Here is a 15959-nt window from a genome sequence, read left to right as displayed (position 1 = left end):
ATGCTATTTTTGAGCCAGAAAACAATAAAAATGAAAACTCAAGGACAAAACATACTGTTTCTTATTTTCCTGATTGCTTCCATAATGGGATATTCACAGGTGAAGATCTCAGGAAAAGTTTCCTTTAAAAACAAAGGAGTAAGTGAAGTAAACGTCACTCTGAAAGATACCTATGATGGTACAACCACAGATGCCCAAGGTAATTTTTCTTTTGAAACTTCGGAAAAAGGAAATCATACAATCACATTTGCCCATCCGAAATATGAGAATGTGGAAAGAACAGTTTCCATTGAAAATCAGGAAATTTCTTTGAATGTTGATCTTAAAGAACAGATCAGCGAAATTGATGCAGTAGTGGTTTCTGCAGGATCCATTGAAGCAAGCGATAAGAAAAGAGCAACAGCACTGCTTTCCCCAATTGATATTTATACCACTGCAGGAGCAGACGGGCAGATTTCTTCAGCCTTGACTTACCTTCCGGGAGTACAAAAAGTAGGGGGAACTGAAGGGCTGTTCATCCGTGGAGGGACGGGTACGGAATCTAAAATTTTCATGGATGGAAGTCTTATCAATAATTATTTTTCCAACTCTGTTCCGGGAATTGCAGGAAGAGATCAGTTCAATACTTCTCTTTTCAAAGGAAATATATTTTCAAGCGGCGGTTATTCTGCGCTGTACGGACAGGCTCTTTCAGGAGTTTTGATGCTGGAAAGTGTTGATCTTCCGGATGAGAGTTCTTACAGTTTAGGAATTTCACCTATTTTCCTGAGCGCTGGATTTCAGAAGCTTGGAGACAATAAAAACTATTCTTATGGAGCTACAGCTGGGTATTCTCTTCTAACTTTGATGCAGAAAACCTTCAATTTTAATACAGACTTTGTTGAAGCACCGCAGGGACTTAACGGAGATCTGAATTTCAGATTTAAAACAAAGTCAGGAGGCTTTTTCAAATATTACGGAATGTTCAACACCAATAAAATGGGAGTAAGATCAGAAAGTCTTGAGCCCGGATATGATTTCAGTCTGGTAAAGCTTAACGGTAAAAATACATTTCATAACCTCTCTTTTAAACAGAAATTTGGAAAATACCTTTTGAATGTAGGAGGTTCATACTCTTACAACAGATCCGATCTTCATTTTTCTACAGAAACCAATGACGTTGAATCCAACAGGAATCAGCTTCTTACAGATGGGAACTATTTAAATTTCAAAGCTGTTCTTGAAAGAAAAATCAACAAAATCAGTGCTCTGAGAGGAGGATTTGAGTTGAATAATACGGATGAAAACCTGAACTTTGAAGTAGTGCAGAAGCATTATAAAGATTTGATCTCTTCCGCTTTTCTTGAAACAGATCTGGGATTTAGCAATGCTTTATCAGCGAAAATAGGAGTAAGGGCTGAGCATTCTTCCTTTTTAGGAAAGAGTAATATTGCCCCCCGTTTTGCCATTGCATACCGTTTGGCAAAAGACTGGACGACTTCCTTAGCCTATGGTCTTTTCTATCAGAATCCTGAAAGTAAATACATCAATGGCCCTGCAGATCTTGGTTTCCAGCAGTCTCAGCATTATATTTTTCAGGTTCAGAGAGCTTCGGAAGGGAGAACGCTGCGTTTTGAAGCATTTTATAAAAAATATGACCAGCTGATTAAAACATTTAATGTTAACCAGAATAAAGAGCAAAATCAACAGACTCAGTCCGCATTAAATAATAGTGGATACGGCTATGCAAAAGGGGTAGAATTTTTCTGGAGAGACAATAAAAAAATGTTTGAAAATATTGATTACTGGATCAGTTACTCCTACCTGGATTCCAAAAGAGATTTTCTTAACTATCCGGTTAGCCTGCAGCCAAGTTTTGCCGCTGAACACACTCTTTCTGCAGTGGCAAAAAGATTTATTCCGGAATGGAAGCTTGGGGTAAACTTATCATATACCTATGCAAAGGGACGTCCTTATTACGACATTGCCTCTACCTTTGAAAATGGAAAAGCAGTTAATTATACAAGAAATGAAGGGAGATTAAAAGATTATAATGCTTTGAATTTCAGTATCAATTATCTTCCTAATATTGGTAAAAAAGATGCGAAAGCTTTTCCGGTATTTGTATTGAGCGTCAGCAATATTTTAGGATCAAAGAATGTCTATGGCTATAATTTCTCTTCGGACGGATCCAGAAGTTCTGCTGTGGTGCCACCTGTCAATACTTTTGTGTTCATAGGAGCATTTATAAGCTTTGGAGTAGATAAAACGGATGATGCCATCAACAATAATTTATAAAAAACATATCTTAGGACAAACAAATAGACTAACTTTTAAAATTTAATATTATGAAAAAATACCTTTTAAGCTTTGCTTTAGCTTTTGTGAGCTTAACAGCTTTTGCACAGGCAGATTACGACAAAATAATGGCCGAAAAAATAGGAAGAATTGAAGCCTGCAAAACAGCAGAGGATTTCCAGACTCTGGCCAATGATTTCCAGAGAATTGGAAGTAAAGAAAGCACAAAATGGCTTCCGGCATACTATGCGGCATTTTCTTATATCCAGAAAGGAAGAACCTTGATGAGAGACGGAAAAATGCAGGAACTGGATGCTATCGCAGATCAGGCTGAAAAACAGCTTTCAATGGCACAGAACCTTGCCGGAGCAGATAATGCAGAAATTCACCTGTTGAGAAAAATGTCTTATTCCCTGAGAATGATGGTAAATCCGGCACAACGTTATATGACTGATGGTGCCAGAGCTGCTGAAGAACTTACTGCTGCAGAAAAATTAGAGCCGGCAAATCCAAGAATAGCCCTTATCAAAGCAGAGGATGTTTATTTTACTCCTGAACAGTATGGAGGCAGCAAAACCAAAGGATTGGAAATGTTCAAAGATACACAGGCAAAATTTAAGGCCTACAAACCTAAAACAGCTTTAGATCCTAACTGGGGAAAAGGAGAAGCCGATTATTTCCTTAGCCTTCCTGCAGAAAAAGCAAAATAGATCTCCTGATCTAATTTCCGCATAACAATCAACCTTCATTCGTGAAGGTTTTTTTAATACCGTTCAGGGAAGAAAATAAGCCCTTCGGTAAGAATTAATTTTTGATACCTTTAATAAAAACTAATTTTGAGTCAATAAAGCAGATCATGAAACGTAAATACTTTAGAATATTACTTTGGACGTCATTAGGAACCACATTGTTTTTCTTTTTGTTTTTTAATAATGAAAAGACTTTGCAGAATTTTCTGATCACACTGCTTCTTTCTACCATGTATTCTTTTGTACTGGGATTTGGAAACGGATTCATCAATGAATTCCTGAATAAGAAATTTCCCTGGTCAGAAACAACGCGTACAAGAGCGGTCTTAAGTATTGTTTCCATCATCATCGGGAACTTTATTCTGGTCTATTTCTGTAATTATATGAACTATGTTGTGATTCAGAAAACGGCTACCATACAAGAGTTCTTCTCTGCAAAATATGGAGTAACCAATTGGTTTATGATCAATATTGCTCTACTGATTTCTGCTTTCCTTCATGCAAAAAGCTTCATGGAAGAACTGAAAAAGACTTCCAGAAAAGAAGTGGTAGAGCAGAAGCTTATCGCCAAATCAGCAAATGCACAGTTTGAAAGCTTAAAGAATCAGCTGGATCCTCATTTTCTTTTCAACTCTCTGAATGTTTTAAGTTCATTGATCGATGAGAATCCACGACAGGCTCAGAAGTTTACCGCTTCAATGTCAAAGATTTATCGCTATGTACTTGAACAGAAAGATAAAGAACTGGTAACGGTGGAAGATGAAATAGAATTTGCAAAAACCTATTGTGACCTTTTGAAAACAAGGTTTGAAGACAGTGTAGATTTTACTTTTGATGTTGCCAAAGAAGACTACCAGAAATATGTTGTTCCACTGTCTTTGCAGCTGCTGTTGGAGAACTGTATCAAGCATAATTTCGCGACATCATCAAAACCTTTGACCATTAGAATTTTTTCAGACGGAAACACACTTTGGATTGAAAACAACTTACAGGTAAGAGAGCAGATTAAAGAAAGTTCAGGAATTGGTCTTTCAAATATTGTACAGCGTTACTCTCTGCTTACCGATCGAAATGTCTTCATAGAAAAATCTGAAGATCATTTTAAAGTAAAACTGCCGATGCTTTTGGCTAAGCCACATATTTCCAGTGCAAAACCTGAAGATGATTCCGTAGCTTACAAGCGTGCACAAAAAAGGGTAAAAGAAATAAAAGGATTCTATATGAATCTTATTTCTTACTGCACCGTCTGCTCCTTTTTGATCTTTATCAATCTTTTTACAAGCAGCAGAAATCATTGGTTTTGGTTTCCGGTACTGGGATGGGGAATTGGGGTTGCTTCCCATGCCTTTCAGGTGTTTGGAGTAGGAGAATCATGGCAGGAAAAGAAGATTCGTGAAATTATGAACAAACAAAAAAAATAAAGCAATGGAAAGATTTGACGAAAATGATATTGAATACCAACGTGCCAGAAGACAGGTAGAAAGATTAAGAGGATTTTACGGGCATTTATTCGCTTATATCGCAGTGAACGCAATGATTGTTGTGTATAATTGTATGAACCTGAAACCTGGTGAAAGTTATTTTCAGTTTAAAAACTTTTTTACAGCCACTTTCTGGGGAATAGGACTTGCAGCACATGCTCTCACCGTTTTTTTACCCCGTGTTAATTTTATCAGGAAATGGGAAGATAAGAAAGTTAAAGAACTGATGAATAAACAGAAAGATCAGTAAAGGAATTACCAATTTTTAATCACAACACTTTTAACCTTAAAAACTAATTATAAATGAACACTTTATCAACTTTGTTCTACATTTCAATGGGAGCTTGGTTTGTCACTGAATTTCTTTACAAAAACATGCTGAAATCCGGTAAAGAGGATCAAAAGAACAAAGATAAATCAACCTTGAATATTCTATGGCTTGCCATTCCTTTTTCTATAATGAGTTCGATATTCATATCTTATAATACTCATTTTATGATTGTTGATGGAAGCTGGATTCTTTATCTGGGAGAGCTTTTTATTCTTATCGGGATTATTTTCAGATATATGATCATCAGATCTCTGGGAAAATATTTTACGGTAGATGTTACCATCAGACAGGATCATAAAATCAAAAAGGAAGGGTTTTATAAATACCTGAGACATCCTTCTTACGCCTTCTCTCTGCTCACCTCTCTTGGACTTGGTTTGTATCTGAATAACTGGCTGTCATTAGTCTTTGCTTTTGTACCTCCGTTTTTAGCTTTTGTCTACAGGATTAAGATCGAAGAGCAGGCCTTGGTAGAACAGTTCGGGGATGAATATCTTGAATACAGAAAAAACACAAAGAAACTGATCCCATTTATCTATTAATTACCCCTTTTTACGATTCGGATAGCATAATCTACCATTCGGTAATATAAAATTGATTTGAAGCCTTTTCCTGACCTACCTTTGATTCAAGAAAAAAACAAATTAACCTTTTAAAACAAAATATTATGGAAATTTTACCAAATAAAGAGACCATTGCTTACAGAAAAGCTTCAAGAAGAGTAAAAGAATTAAAAGAGTTTTATGGAAACCTTACTTCTTATTGTATCATTATTCCATTTTTAGCACTATTGAACCTTATGACAGCTCCCGGGCACTTCTGGTTTTTTTGGCCGGCGCTGGGTTGGGGAATAGGACTTGCGTTTCATGCGATAAGCGTATTTGGAATTGGAAAAAACTGGGAAGAAAAAAAAATAAAAGAACTGATGGAGAAAGATGAGAAAGGGAAAATAAAAACATTCTAAAAAATAATCATAACTAAAAACTTATACGATTATGGACTACGAAACTGCTTCTACAAGAACAAACAGCATTAGAAAATTCTATAAAAGCCTTTTTATATTTGCAATTTTTGCTGCTCTTATCATTCCTGATGATATTTTTGGCGAAAAGATTAATTTTCGATTGTTTGACAGATATACCATCCTTGCAATCTGGGGGTTCATTATTCTTATAAAAGCCGCAAAACTATTTCTTTTTGATTCCGAATGGGAAAGAAATATGATTGAAAAGGAGCTTGAGAAAGAGAAAAAGCCAATAAAATATTAAAATATGTCCGCTTTTATCTAACTTTATTTCCTAAAATCTAAAAACCAAAATTAAAGCTCAATGATCAAAACTGTCATTATAGAAGACGAAAAACCTGCTTCAAGAAAATTAGAACGTATGCTGAGTAATTTTCCTGAAATTGAGATTGTTGCGAAAATAGAATCTGTAGAAGAAGGAGTGGCCTGGTTTTCTGAAAATGAACATCCGCAACTGATATTTTCTGATATTGTTTTAGGTGACGGGCTGTCTTTCGATATCTTTGAAAAAATTCCGACAAAAGGATTTATCATCTATACCACAGCTTTTGATCAGTATACTTTGAAAGCATTTAAGCTGAACAGCATTGATTATCTTTTAAAACCCATTCTTGATGAAGATCTGGAAGGAGCGGTGGAAAAGTTTAAATCCTTCATTCCTGCCAATAATACCAATGGCTCTCAGGATATCAAGCAGCTGATCAGAAAAGAGAAATCTACACTGTCCAGAGTTCTGGTAAAAATAGGGTACAACCTTAAAATTATCCAGACTCAGGAAATAAGCTGTTTTTTCAGTGAAAATAAAATCGTTTACCTTCAGACGGAAGACCGCACCTATCCATCAGATTTTACGCTTGATGAGCTGGAAGATGTTCTGGATGAGAAAAAGTTTTTCCGCGTAAACAGACAGTTTATTGTAAGTTCAGATTATATTAAAAATATCCATACATCGCCTTACTATAAAGTGGATATGGAGTTTCAGCCTGAAGAAGAAATTACGGTAAGCAGAGACCGCGTCAAAGATTTCAAAGATTGGCTGGTCAGTTGATAAACAAGGAAGAATTTTAACTTCCTCATCATACAAAAACAAACACCATGGATCTTATATTATTGATTTTTAAACTGTTCCTTTCCCTTTTTTATACCTGAAACAGGAATAATCAGGAGTTGTAAAAGTTACTTGCAGATTGTACAAACTGGTGAAAAGCTTCTGTAACTGCTTTTTTATGCTTGTGAGCAAGAGGAAACGGAACCATATGGGAATATTCATATGGGAAATCTCGGATTTCTACATCTACATTTATATTCCTGTAGCCTCCGCGTAAAGTATTCAATGCTTCCATTGGAGGGGCAACACTGTCTTTTTCCAATACATACGCCTTTATCTGGGACTGAATTTCATGAATTCTTTCTTCCCTTTCCTTTTGAAAATAATTGTAGCGAAGCATTTTTTTGAACCAGCTTTCCTGCGGGTGAAGATCTTCATTCTGATAATGTTTCAGACGGGTATCTGATTTAAAATCAGAACTCAGGAGTTCAGTGAAGACAGACTGCATTTTAATGGTTGCCTGTGTATCCATGATGTATTTGGAGATCGGAAACATGCGGTCGATAGTCATTCCACCACAAAAACAGAAAACTTTAGACTGGGTAAAATAACGGTTAGGATCTGCCATTTTAATGATCATTGAAAGAAAAGATCCAATAGAATATCCAAATAAATCCAGGTCAGCTTCCGGGGAAATCCCTTTTATTTTATCGTTTTTAATGTCTTTTACCACTTCAGTAATGTCGGAATAAGTCTGCAGCCCGGACCAGAAAATCCTTTGCGGATGTGCTTCCAGCCTTGAACTTATTGCAGCATTTACATAGGAGAAATTCATGTTTTCCGGATATTTTTTCTTCCTGAAACGAACCACTTCCATCATGTGATGGCGGTCACTCCAGATAGGCTCTGCACGATCCATATGAAAAGCAATAGGAAACAGAATAATGGCTTTCTGTGTTCTTTGGGCCAGTTCATATGCCCATGGTAGATATTTGTCCCATTTCTTTTCATTCAGGCCATGAAAGAAAAAGATACATCCTTTGGCAGTTTCTATATCTGTGTTCTTCAGGATATAATAGGTAAATCTGTTATTGCATTCAATATCGAAATCCTTGATATCTACAGCAGGCTGACCGTAAAGTAGATAGCTTTTTTCGTTGATTTCAAGTGATTGCTCATGTTTGCTGCAATGTTGATGTTTCGAACCATAAAGCAGATCAGAAACTTTCGATTCAAAAGGAACAGATTCAATGGTTACGTTCAATTCTTTTATTTCAACCCTTTCTTTTCCGGAATCAAAATGACTTTTCAAAACTTTATACAATTCATAATATTCCATAGCAAGACAATTGAAGGGTTATTATTTAGAACTATCAATTTAGAGAATTATTACAGTAATCTATTGATTTTTAAGGGTTAAATGTATTCTTGGCATAAGACAAAATATACCCCGGAATAATCTTATTCCGGGGTAATAGATATATAAATTGATAAGGATGTTTATTCTTCTGTGTCAGCTTTTTTACCATATTTCTGTAGGGTAACTGCTGTAAGGACGATCATGATAAGACATAAGATGAGATCAGCTTTTTCGGGATGAAAGATTTCCTGGTAGATATTATATCCTACAAGCATTGAGACGAAAAAGATAAGAGCGTTATTGGCGGACGCATATTGGTTTTTAATCGTTGTTTTCATAATGATATTTTTTATTGTTATTTATCCAGTAAGTATGACAATTCAAAATACGTTACAACAATTTTATTTTTTTATTTCAGATTTGGTATCTATCTGTAATCAATTCTGTTAGATTCAGTATCTTCAAGTTGTTTAAGGATAGATTCAGGAATTTCATCGCTGTCAATAGGTAAGCTGATAGAGTCTGAAATAAAGTTTTTTCTGTCTGCTTTCCGGAAGATTTCAAATAAGGCTATCGGTTCCTGATTGAAACTTATACAGGTGCTTATGAAGTGGATTTCGTGGAGTTTATATTCCGGATTCTTAAGCTTTTCTTTAATATCTTTTATTCTTGAAATAAAATGACGCTGACGGATAAAAGTATTGCTGTTCATGATGATAAAAATATAGTCGGAATAAGCCGTTACTTTACCAAAATACTTATGCTTGTCGCCGCCGCTTCGTTCAATAAAATATTCTCCGGTTGTCTCCGACTTATAAATTTCCATTGCTGAGCGCCATATGCGGTCTTCTTTTGCCATTAAAGGATTGTCAGGTAGATTTCTGTTATAAGAATACCAACAGCCCACTAAACGGTCTAAAAGTGCCGTATTCAGATTTACATTATTCATATCAATCCTCAGGTCATTAAAGTTGAACGATTCCGTAGTGGAATTGATGAAATCTATATAATTGGAGTAGCCCAGAACTTTTACAATAAGACTCAGTTTGGCGAGGTTGGGTCTGCTCAGAACTGCATTTTCATTCTGTCTGAATTTTTTCAGTTTATTGATGATCAGATGCTCATACAGGTAATTAGTTCCCAGAAGATCCGGATCTTTTTTTATTTCTTTCTCTGAATGATCACTGATAATGAGGTCGTTGAGTTCTGCGCTGATGTAAGACCATTCGGTTTTGGTGACATCTTCCCAATGATTTTTCTTTAAAAAATGACGGCTTAAGAAGTTCATGAGCTTCTCAAGATGCAGTATATCTTCCTTTTTCATCTGTTTATTTTTTATGGTCAGATTAATGTTAGTTTTATAAGACTAATTTAAGATTTTAATCAAGCCAAAAAAGACTTTTGAGAGATTTTTATATTTTAAAATCCATTGATATTTGAATAGAAAAACAAAATTTAAAACAATGGAAACAAGAATGTTATTAAAAGACGAATCTCTCTGGACCCGAATACAGGGATTTTCTCTGGATGCTCCCGGCGCAGCTTTTCCTTTTTCAAAAAAACTGGCAAAAGAAGAAAGCTGGAGTCTTGATTTTGCAAAAAAAGCAATTGAGGAATATAAAAAGTTTGTCTATCTCTGCTGTATTCTTCCCAACGGAGCTTCTCCCAGCGAAATAGTAGATAAAGTATGGCATATGCACCTGATCTATACCCAGAATTATTGGGAAGAATTCTGTCCGAATATTTTAAAAAGAGCGCTTCATCATCATCCTTCTCAAGGTGGAAGTACAGAGAGAGTGAAACATGAAAATTGGTTTGAGGATACAATGTCAGGCTACAGGAATGTATTTCAGCAGGAAGCACCTGAAGAAATCTGGAAAAGAGAGAGGAAAAAATCTAAACTAAGGCTCTGGATGAGAAAAATGGCTTTTTTTGCTCCGATCTTTATTTTACTGCTGTTGTTCTCTTGTTCAGAAGGAGGTGGCTTCACTGGATTGCTGGTCACAGCAGTGGTTTTTGCCATTATTTTTATTTTGGGAACAATAACATCAATCATAGGAGGAAGTGACGTTTCTGATCCTAATAGAAAAGATAAGCAAAGCAGTGATGGAGGAGGAGGAAGCTGTGGAGGATCCAGCTGCAGCGGAGGAAGTAGTTGTGGTGGCGGCTGCGGTGGTGGTTGTGGCGGTTGTGGTGGATAAAAAAACAATCAACATGAAAAAACTAATCATTCATTCAATTCCCGCTGTAGTAAGCTTTATATGGCTTTTCGCAGTATGTCAGACATTCAATCCTCTTATTCTTAAAGGACCAGACTTTTTGAAATTTTATCTTATCCTGGTTCTCGGATTCTATGCTTCAATCTTTATTTTAAATTCGTTGAGGGAACCCCTTTCGAAAACTACATTTTATTTCACAGGCTTTATTTTTTTATTGGGAATTATAAAACTGATAAGAGGAATCATATTGGGAAAACCAGTAGGATTTTTGAGTCTGATTTTAATTCTGGAATGTATTGTGGCAGTGTTTCTTATCATGAGCCATGTCAACAAGAAAACGAAGTAATTGTTTCATAAAAACAAACCCGAAACAAAACTGTTCCGGGCTTTATAATAAGGTATTGAGATCAAATCTCTTACTTTTTTTCTTTTATGGGCTTGTAACCATATTTTCGAACCATAATGGAGGTGATCACCACTAAAATGAGACTGATGCCGATATTCGAGCTTTCCGGATGTACAATTGCCTGATAAAGGTTATATCCAAAAACAGCAGATACAACTGAGATCAGGATATTGTTTACATAAGCATATTGGTTTCTTGTCGTTGTTTTCATAGTAGTTTTTTATTGTTATTTAGTCAGTAAGTAAGACAACTTAAAAAACGTTACAGAAAAATTTTAAAAAAAATATTTTCTTTTAAAAAAACTCCGGCATCTTCAAATCCATACTCCGATATTTCCGAAACACGAACTTCGAATCCTTTACGCAATTACACCACTTCCGATAAGTTCCTCATCAATATACCATGAAGCAAACTGTCCTTCTGCAATAGCAGACTGAAGTTCATCAAACTCAATATATAATGCATTTTCAAACTGATACAAGGTTGCTTTCTGTAAAGACTGTCTGTATCTGAATCTGGACATTACTTCCATAGATTCACCATTCTGAAGTTTCATGTCTTCGCGTACCCAATGCAATTCAGAATTATCAATTTTCAATGCTTTTTTGTGAAGTCCAGGGAAGTGGCTTCCTTCTCCTACGAAAATGATATTGTTTTCCATCTCTCTGGAGACAATAAAACAGCTTTCTTTGTGCCCGCCTATTCCAAGGCCTTTGCTTTGTCCGATCGTAAAAAACTGGGCTCCCTGATGTTTCCCGATTACTTTTCCGTCAGATTTTTTATAATCGATTTTTCTTGATAAAAACTCAAGCTCTTCTTCTTTAGAAGCGAGTTCCGGTTTTTCTTCAGAAAATAAGGGTGAATCTTTGAAAATTTCTACGATTTCTCCTTCGTTAGATTTTAATTGCTGCTGTAAAAACTGTGGCAGGCTTACTTTCCCGATAAAACATAATCCCTGAGAATCTTTTTTATCTGCAGTTACCAATCCGATCTCTTTCGCGATTTCTCTTACCTGAGGTTTTGTAAGTTCTCCGATAGGAAATAGCGCTTTTGAAAGTTGATCCTGACTTAGCTGACAAAGGAAATAAGACTGGTCTTTATTGTTGTCTTTTCCGGCAAGAAGGTGGAAAATTTCTTTCCCGTTTTCATCAAAAGTAGAATCTACCCTTGCATAATGGCCTGTTGCCACCTTATCTGCTCCTAATGACATTGCGGTCTTCATAAAAACATCGAATTTTACTTCTCTGTTACACAATACATCCGGGTTGGGAGTTCTTCCTTTTTGATATTCTGCAAACATATAGTCCACAATACGTTCCTTGTAAAGGTCACTCATGTCTATCACCTGGAAAGGAATCCCAAGCTTCTGTGCCACCATAAGGGCATCATTACTGTCCTCAATCCATGGACATTCATCTTCCAGAGTTACGGAAGCATCGTTCCAGTTTCTCATAAACAAGGCCACTACTTCATGGCCTTGCTGCTGCAGTAAATACGCTGCAACACTAGAATCTACACCTCCGGAGAGGCCTACTACTATTTTCATTGTATTTCAATTTTACGAAACTCTTAACGGGAGTTCTTAGTTTGATGCGGCAAAAATACAACTAAATATATTCGTAAAAAAACCATAATTTTAAACATTGATAAAAACGATAGTAGTACTAAATCCTATCATAAGGCACCATAACAAGTGATAGGAGTGTGCAAATATCATCAAAACAAAAAATATCTACATATGAAAAAGAGTATTATTTCAATGATGCTGATCATCTCAGGTTTAGCATTTTCCCAGGTTTCAGTGGGCACCCAGCCACAGGAAAGCAGCAAATGGACGTTTGGAGGAGGAATCGGATTAGGATTCGGGAGTAACAGTGCTTTTAATCTGTCTGCTTCACCAAGAGTGGGATACAGACTTACGGATGATCTTGAAGCAGGGGTTGTAGGAAGTGTATCCTGGCAGACTTCCGATTATTATAAATCTACCATGTTTGGAGTAGGTCCGTTTGTCAATTATTATTTTGCCAGATCATTTTATGTGGGGGCAAACTATCAGCACTATTTTGTTGATTACAAGGATAAAAACTTTGATTATAAATTCAATACAGAAGAAAACGCGTTGTATCTTGGAGGAGGATATATGCAGAGAATCGGGAATAATTCTTTTATGCAGCTCGGATTAATGTATAATGTGCTTTGGAAGCAAAATTCAAGTGTATTTTCAAGCGGCCTGATCCCGAATATCGGATTTGTGGTGGGACTTTAATCTTGTGATTGTGTCAACCAGGAACAGTCTTTAGCCAAAACTTATAAAAACAAAAAGCCCCGGGAAATTTCCCAGGGCTTTTCTATTGAAATTAAATTATTTATTCAATTATGATTGAGAAGACTTCTCAGCAGCAGATTTTTTTGTTTTCTGCGTTTTTCCAATCAATCCGTCTTTAGCCTCATTAAGGTCAAGAACTACGGTTTCTCCTTCATTCAATTGCTTGTTTACCAGCATTTCTGCCAATAAGTCTTCAATATATTTCTGGATGGCACGTTTCAATGGTCTTGCACCGAAATCTTTATCCCATCCTTTTTCAGAAATGAAGTTTTTAGCATCTTCAGTTAAGTCAACTTTATATCCTAATTTCTCAAGTCTGCCATACAATTTGTTTAGTTCAATATCAATGATTTTCTTGATATCATTCTGAACAAGAGAGTTGAAGATCACAATGTCATCAATTCTGTTTAAGAATTCAGGAGCAAATGCTTTCTTAAGAGCACTTTCAATAGTACTTCTTGCTCTTGTATCTGAACTTGTCTTTTTAGCTGAAGTTCCGAATCCTACACCGTCTCCAAAGTCTTTAAGATCTCTGGTTCCGATATTGGACGTAAGAATGATAATCGTATTTCTAAAGTCGATTTTTCTGCCTAAACTGTCTGTAACATGTCCTTCATCAAGAATCTGTAACAGAATATTGAATACATCAGGGTGAGCTTTTTCAATCTCATCCAAAAGAACCACAGCATAAGGTTTTCTTCTTACTGCTTCAGTCAGCTGACCACCTTCTTCGTATCCTACATATCCCGGAGGCGCACCTACCAATCTTGAAACTGCGAATTTCTCCATGTATTCACTCATGTCAATTCTGATCAGAGATTCATCGGATTCAAAGAGTTCTCTTGCCATTACTTTAGCCAGCTCGGTTTTACCAACCCCGGTTGTTCCAAGGAAAATAAAGGTACCGATAGGACGGTTTGGATCTTTAAGACCTGCTCTGTTTCTTTGAATTGCTTTCACAACCTTTTTCACAGCATCTTCCTGACCAATTACTTTTCCGTTCAGTTTTTCATCCATCTGGGCAAGTTTGTCAAGCTCATTCTTACCAACTTTCGTTACAGGAACTCCACTCATCATAGAAACCACTTCCGCTACATTTTCTTCCGTTACGGTTTCTTTTTTCTCTTTTACATCTTTATCCCATTTTTCCTGAGCAACATTCAATTCCATCTGAAGACGTTCCTCTTCATCTTTAAGCTTTCTTGCCTCAAGATAATCCTGAGCTTTTACAGCTTTCTGCTTCATTTCCTTAATCTCTTCGATCTTCTTTTCAAAATCAATGATTTCGGTAGGAACTTTCATGTTTTTGATGTAAACACGTGATCCGGCTTCATCCATTGCATCAATCGCTTTGTCCGGTAAGAAACGGTCTGTAATATATCTTGATGTCAGATTAACACACGCCAGAATCGCTTCCGGAGTATACACTACATTATGGTGCTCTTCATACTTATCTTTGATCTGGTTCAGAATCTGAATGGTTTCATCAATAGAAGTAGGCTCTACCATTACTTTCTGGAATCTTCTTTCTAAAGCACCGTCTTTTTCTATATACTGACGGTATTCATCCAGAGTCGTTGCCCCGATGCATTGAATTTCACCTCTTGCCAAAGCAGGTTTGAACATATTGGAAGCATCTAAACTTCCTGTAGAACTTCCTGCTCCTACAATCGTATGAAGCTCATCAATAAATAAGATGACATCTCTGTTTTTTTCCAGTTCCGTCATGATGGCCTTCATTCTTTCTTCAAACTGACCACGGTATTTAGTTCCGGCAACTAAACTTGCCAGGTCTAAAGTGATTACACGTTTTCCGTAAAGAACTCTCGACACTTTTTTCTGTTGAATTCTTAATGCTAAACCTTCAGCAATGGCAGATTTACCAACTCCCGGTTCTCCGATAAGAAGAGGGTTGTTTTTCTTTCTACGGGATAAGATCTGAGAAACTCTCTCAATTTCTTTTTCACGGCCGATTACTGGGTCTAGTTTTCCATCTCTAGCTAAAGAAGTAAGGTCTCTACCAAAGTTATCCAAAGTAGGCGTTTTACTTTTTGCAGAACCTAGATTTCCTGTAGGCTTTCTCATCTGCTCAAATTCTTCTCTTTCATCATCATCATCATAAGCACTCATCTGTGGAGACTGGCCAGAATTTTTAAGCATAGTCTGGTATTCTCTTGAAACTCCTTCATAATCGATGTCGTAAGCTCCCAGAATATTTGAAGTAGGGTCCTCATATTTATAAAGAATACCTAAAAGCAGGTGAACGGTATTAATCTCATTGCTTTTATATTGTCGGCATTCTAGCTCCGCACGCTTAATGGCATGATCTGCCATCTTGGTGAAAGAAATATTGGTAACCTCTTCAGAAATAGGATTTAGACTTGCTGTATTTAAAGTTTCAATTTTTCTTCTGATTTGTGTTAAATCCGCATTAAGGTTTTGAAGGATTTCTTTTGCAGAGTTTTCCGTTTTTATAATACCTAAAAGTAGATGTTCTGTATTAAGAAATTCACTTTTCAGCCGTTTAGCTTCGCTTTTGCTTTGTTTGAACACCTGGCTCAAACCTTGTGAAAACTTATAATCCATAATATATCTCATTAGAACAAAGGCAACATTACCTTTTATTCATTATCTAAATTACAAATATTTTACCAAAAATCAATTAATGACTTTATGGCAGTAAAAAATTTTATTATCTTATTGAAAATGATTAAGTTTGTTATCCTTAAAAATTTCTC

At 36.2% G+C, this 15959-nt stretch carries 17 protein-coding genes; 11 read left to right on the top strand and 6 right to left on the bottom strand.

Translation table 11 applies throughout. The annotated features are described in order from the left end of the window. The first annotated feature begins 30 nt into the window (after positions 1–30). From GFU89_RS13640 to GFU89_RS13605, 8 genes are all read left to right on the top strand, one after another. Positions 31–2277 (top strand): TonB-dependent receptor, encoded by a 2247-nt coding sequence (locus tag GFU89_RS13640; protein ID WP_318847646.1) that lies wholly within the window; start codon positions 31–33, stop codon positions 2275–2277. Between the two features lie 50 nt (positions 2278–2327). Continuing rightward, positions 2328–2987, top strand: a complete 660-nt coding sequence (locus GFU89_RS13635; RefSeq protein WP_318847645.1) for a hypothetical protein — start codon at positions 2328–2330, stop codon at positions 2985–2987. 146 nt (positions 2988–3133) lie between these two features. Next, on the top strand, positions 3134–4447 hold the full coding sequence (locus tag GFU89_RS13630; RefSeq protein WP_318847644.1) for a 2TM domain-containing protein: 1314 nt from the start codon (positions 3134–3136) through the stop codon (positions 4445–4447). Between the two features lie 4 nt (positions 4448–4451). Next, on the top strand, positions 4452–4757 hold the full coding sequence (locus GFU89_RS13625; RefSeq protein ID WP_318847643.1) for a 2TM domain-containing protein: 306 nt from the start codon (positions 4452–4454) through the stop codon (positions 4755–4757). Positions 4758–4810: 53 nt separating this feature from the next. After that, positions 4811–5380, top strand: a complete 570-nt coding sequence (locus tag GFU89_RS13620; RefSeq protein WP_318847642.1) for an isoprenylcysteine carboxylmethyltransferase family protein — start codon at positions 4811–4813, stop codon at positions 5378–5380. A 125-nt stretch (positions 5381–5505) separates the two neighbouring features. Continuing rightward, positions 5506–5802 carry a 2TM domain-containing protein gene (locus GFU89_RS13615; RefSeq protein WP_318847641.1) on the top strand — a complete coding sequence of 99 codons (297 nt, stop codon included), beginning with the start codon at positions 5506–5508 and terminating at the stop codon, positions 5800–5802. A 31-nt stretch (positions 5803–5833) separates the two neighbouring features. Continuing rightward, on the top strand, positions 5834–6106 hold the full coding sequence (locus GFU89_RS13610) for a 2TM domain-containing protein (protein ID WP_318847640.1): 273 nt from the start codon (positions 5834–5836) through the stop codon (positions 6104–6106). A gap of 60 nt (positions 6107–6166) precedes the next feature. Beyond that, complete coding sequence (locus GFU89_RS13605; RefSeq protein WP_318847639.1) at positions 6167–6910, top strand: LytTR family DNA-binding domain-containing protein; 744 nt, start codon at positions 6167–6169, stop codon at positions 6908–6910. A gap of 112 nt (positions 6911–7022) precedes the next feature. Here GFU89_RS13605 and GFU89_RS13600 read toward each other — a convergent pair whose 3' ends face one another. The 3 genes from GFU89_RS13600 to GFU89_RS13590 form a co-directional block, all read right to left on the bottom strand. Then, on the bottom strand, positions 7023–8249 hold the full coding sequence (locus GFU89_RS13600; RefSeq protein ID WP_318847638.1) for a DUF6051 family protein: 1227 nt from the start codon (positions 8247–8249) through the stop codon (positions 7023–7025). Positions 8250–8410: 161 nt separating this feature from the next. After that, the gene (locus GFU89_RS13595; protein WP_318847637.1) at positions 8411–8608 is read right to left on the bottom strand and encodes a hypothetical protein; all 198 of its coding nucleotides are present in this window, start codon (positions 8606–8608) and stop codon (positions 8411–8413) included. A gap of 89 nt (positions 8609–8697) precedes the next feature. Continuing rightward, positions 8698–9594 carry a hypothetical protein gene (locus GFU89_RS13590; protein ID WP_318847636.1) on the bottom strand — a complete coding sequence of 299 codons (897 nt, stop codon included), beginning with the start codon at positions 9592–9594 and terminating at the stop codon, positions 8698–8700. Between the two features lie 139 nt (positions 9595–9733). Here GFU89_RS13590 and GFU89_RS13585 point away from each other — a divergent pair, with 139 nt between their 5' ends. Continuing rightward, positions 9734–10471, top strand: a complete 738-nt coding sequence (locus tag GFU89_RS13585) for a hypothetical protein (RefSeq protein ID WP_318847635.1) — start codon at positions 9734–9736, stop codon at positions 10469–10471. A gap of 13 nt (positions 10472–10484) precedes the next feature. Beyond that, positions 10485–10835, top strand: coding sequence for a hypothetical protein (locus GFU89_RS13580; RefSeq protein ID WP_318847634.1), 351 nt, complete (start codon positions 10485–10487; stop codon positions 10833–10835). 70 nt (positions 10836–10905) lie between these two features. On the opposite strand, the gene GFU89_RS13575 is transcribed toward GFU89_RS13580, so the two are convergent. Both GFU89_RS13575 and mnmA read right to left on the bottom strand, forming a co-directional pair. Beyond that, a complete protein-coding gene (locus GFU89_RS13575; protein ID WP_318847633.1) occupies positions 10906–11106 on the bottom strand; it encodes a hypothetical protein in 201 nt (66 codons plus the stop codon). Positions 11107–11253: 147 nt separating this feature from the next. After that, on the bottom strand, positions 11254–12441 hold the full coding sequence (gene mnmA / locus GFU89_RS13570) for a tRNA 2-thiouridine(34) synthase MnmA (RefSeq protein WP_318847632.1): 1188 nt from the start codon (positions 12439–12441) through the stop codon (positions 11254–11256). A 192-nt stretch (positions 12442–12633) separates the two neighbouring features. Here mnmA and GFU89_RS13565 point away from each other — a divergent pair, with 192 nt between their 5' ends. After that, positions 12634–13161, top strand: coding sequence for a hypothetical protein (locus tag GFU89_RS13565; RefSeq protein ID WP_318847631.1), 528 nt, complete (start codon positions 12634–12636; stop codon positions 13159–13161). A gap of 108 nt (positions 13162–13269) precedes the next feature. Here GFU89_RS13565 and GFU89_RS13560 read toward each other — a convergent pair whose 3' ends face one another. Beyond that, complete coding sequence (locus GFU89_RS13560) at positions 13270–15807, bottom strand: ATP-dependent Clp protease ATP-binding subunit (RefSeq protein ID WP_318847630.1); 2538 nt, start codon at positions 15805–15807, stop codon at positions 13270–13272. Between the last annotated feature and the right edge of the window lie 152 nt (positions 15808–15959).

The organism is Chryseobacterium sp. JV558, assembly GCF_033712365.1.
Classification (GTDB): domain Bacteria; phylum Bacteroidota; class Bacteroidia; order Flavobacteriales; family Weeksellaceae; genus Chryseobacterium.
This window is presented reverse-complemented; position numbering and strand designations above follow the sequence as displayed.

Excerpts from the sequence above, each read along its gene's own strand:
- GFU89_RS13640 (WP_318847646.1), top strand. The coding sequence starts at position 31 with ATGAAAACTCAAGGACAAAACATACTGTTTCTTATTTTCCTGATTGCT.
- GFU89_RS13635 (WP_318847645.1), top strand. The coding sequence starts at position 2,328 with ATGAAAAAATACCTTTTAAGCTTTGCTTTAGCTTTTGTGAGCTTAACA.
- GFU89_RS13630 (WP_318847644.1), top strand. The coding sequence starts at position 3,134 with ATGAAACGTAAATACTTTAGAATATTACTTTGGACGTCATTAGGAACC.
- GFU89_RS13625 (WP_318847643.1), top strand. The coding sequence starts at position 4,452 with ATGGAAAGATTTGACGAAAATGATATTGAATACCAACGTGCCAGAAGA.
- GFU89_RS13620 (WP_318847642.1), top strand. The coding sequence starts at position 4,811 with ATGAACACTTTATCAACTTTGTTCTACATTTCAATGGGAGCTTGGTTT.
- GFU89_RS13615 (WP_318847641.1), top strand. The coding sequence starts at position 5,506 with ATGGAAATTTTACCAAATAAAGAGACCATTGCTTACAGAAAAGCTTCA.
- GFU89_RS13610 (WP_318847640.1), top strand. The coding sequence starts at position 5,834 with ATGGACTACGAAACTGCTTCTACAAGAACAAACAGCATTAGAAAATTC.
- GFU89_RS13605 (WP_318847639.1), top strand. The coding sequence starts at position 6,167 with ATGATCAAAACTGTCATTATAGAAGACGAAAAACCTGCTTCAAGAAAA.
- GFU89_RS13600 (WP_318847638.1), bottom strand. The coding sequence starts at position 8,249 with ATGGAATATTATGAATTGTATAAAGTTTTGAAAAGTCATTTTGATTCC.
- GFU89_RS13595 (WP_318847637.1), bottom strand. The coding sequence starts at position 8,608 with ATGAAAACAACGATTAAAAACCAATATGCGTCCGCCAATAACGCTCTT.
- GFU89_RS13590 (WP_318847636.1), bottom strand. The coding sequence starts at position 9,594 with ATGAAAAAGGAAGATATACTGCATCTTGAGAAGCTCATGAACTTCTTA.
- GFU89_RS13585 (WP_318847635.1), top strand. The coding sequence starts at position 9,734 with ATGGAAACAAGAATGTTATTAAAAGACGAATCTCTCTGGACCCGAATA.
- GFU89_RS13580 (WP_318847634.1), top strand. The coding sequence starts at position 10,485 with ATGAAAAAACTAATCATTCATTCAATTCCCGCTGTAGTAAGCTTTATA.
- GFU89_RS13575 (WP_318847633.1), bottom strand. The coding sequence starts at position 11,106 with ATGAAAACAACGACAAGAAACCAATATGCTTATGTAAACAATATCCTG.
- mnmA (WP_318847632.1), bottom strand. The coding sequence starts at position 12,441 with ATGAAAATAGTAGTAGGCCTCTCCGGAGGTGTAGATTCTAGTGTTGCA.
- GFU89_RS13565 (WP_318847631.1), top strand. The coding sequence starts at position 12,634 with ATGAAAAAGAGTATTATTTCAATGATGCTGATCATCTCAGGTTTAGCA.
- GFU89_RS13560 (WP_318847630.1), bottom strand. The coding sequence starts at position 15,807 with ATGGATTATAAGTTTTCACAAGGTTTGAGCCAGGTGTTCAAACAAAGC.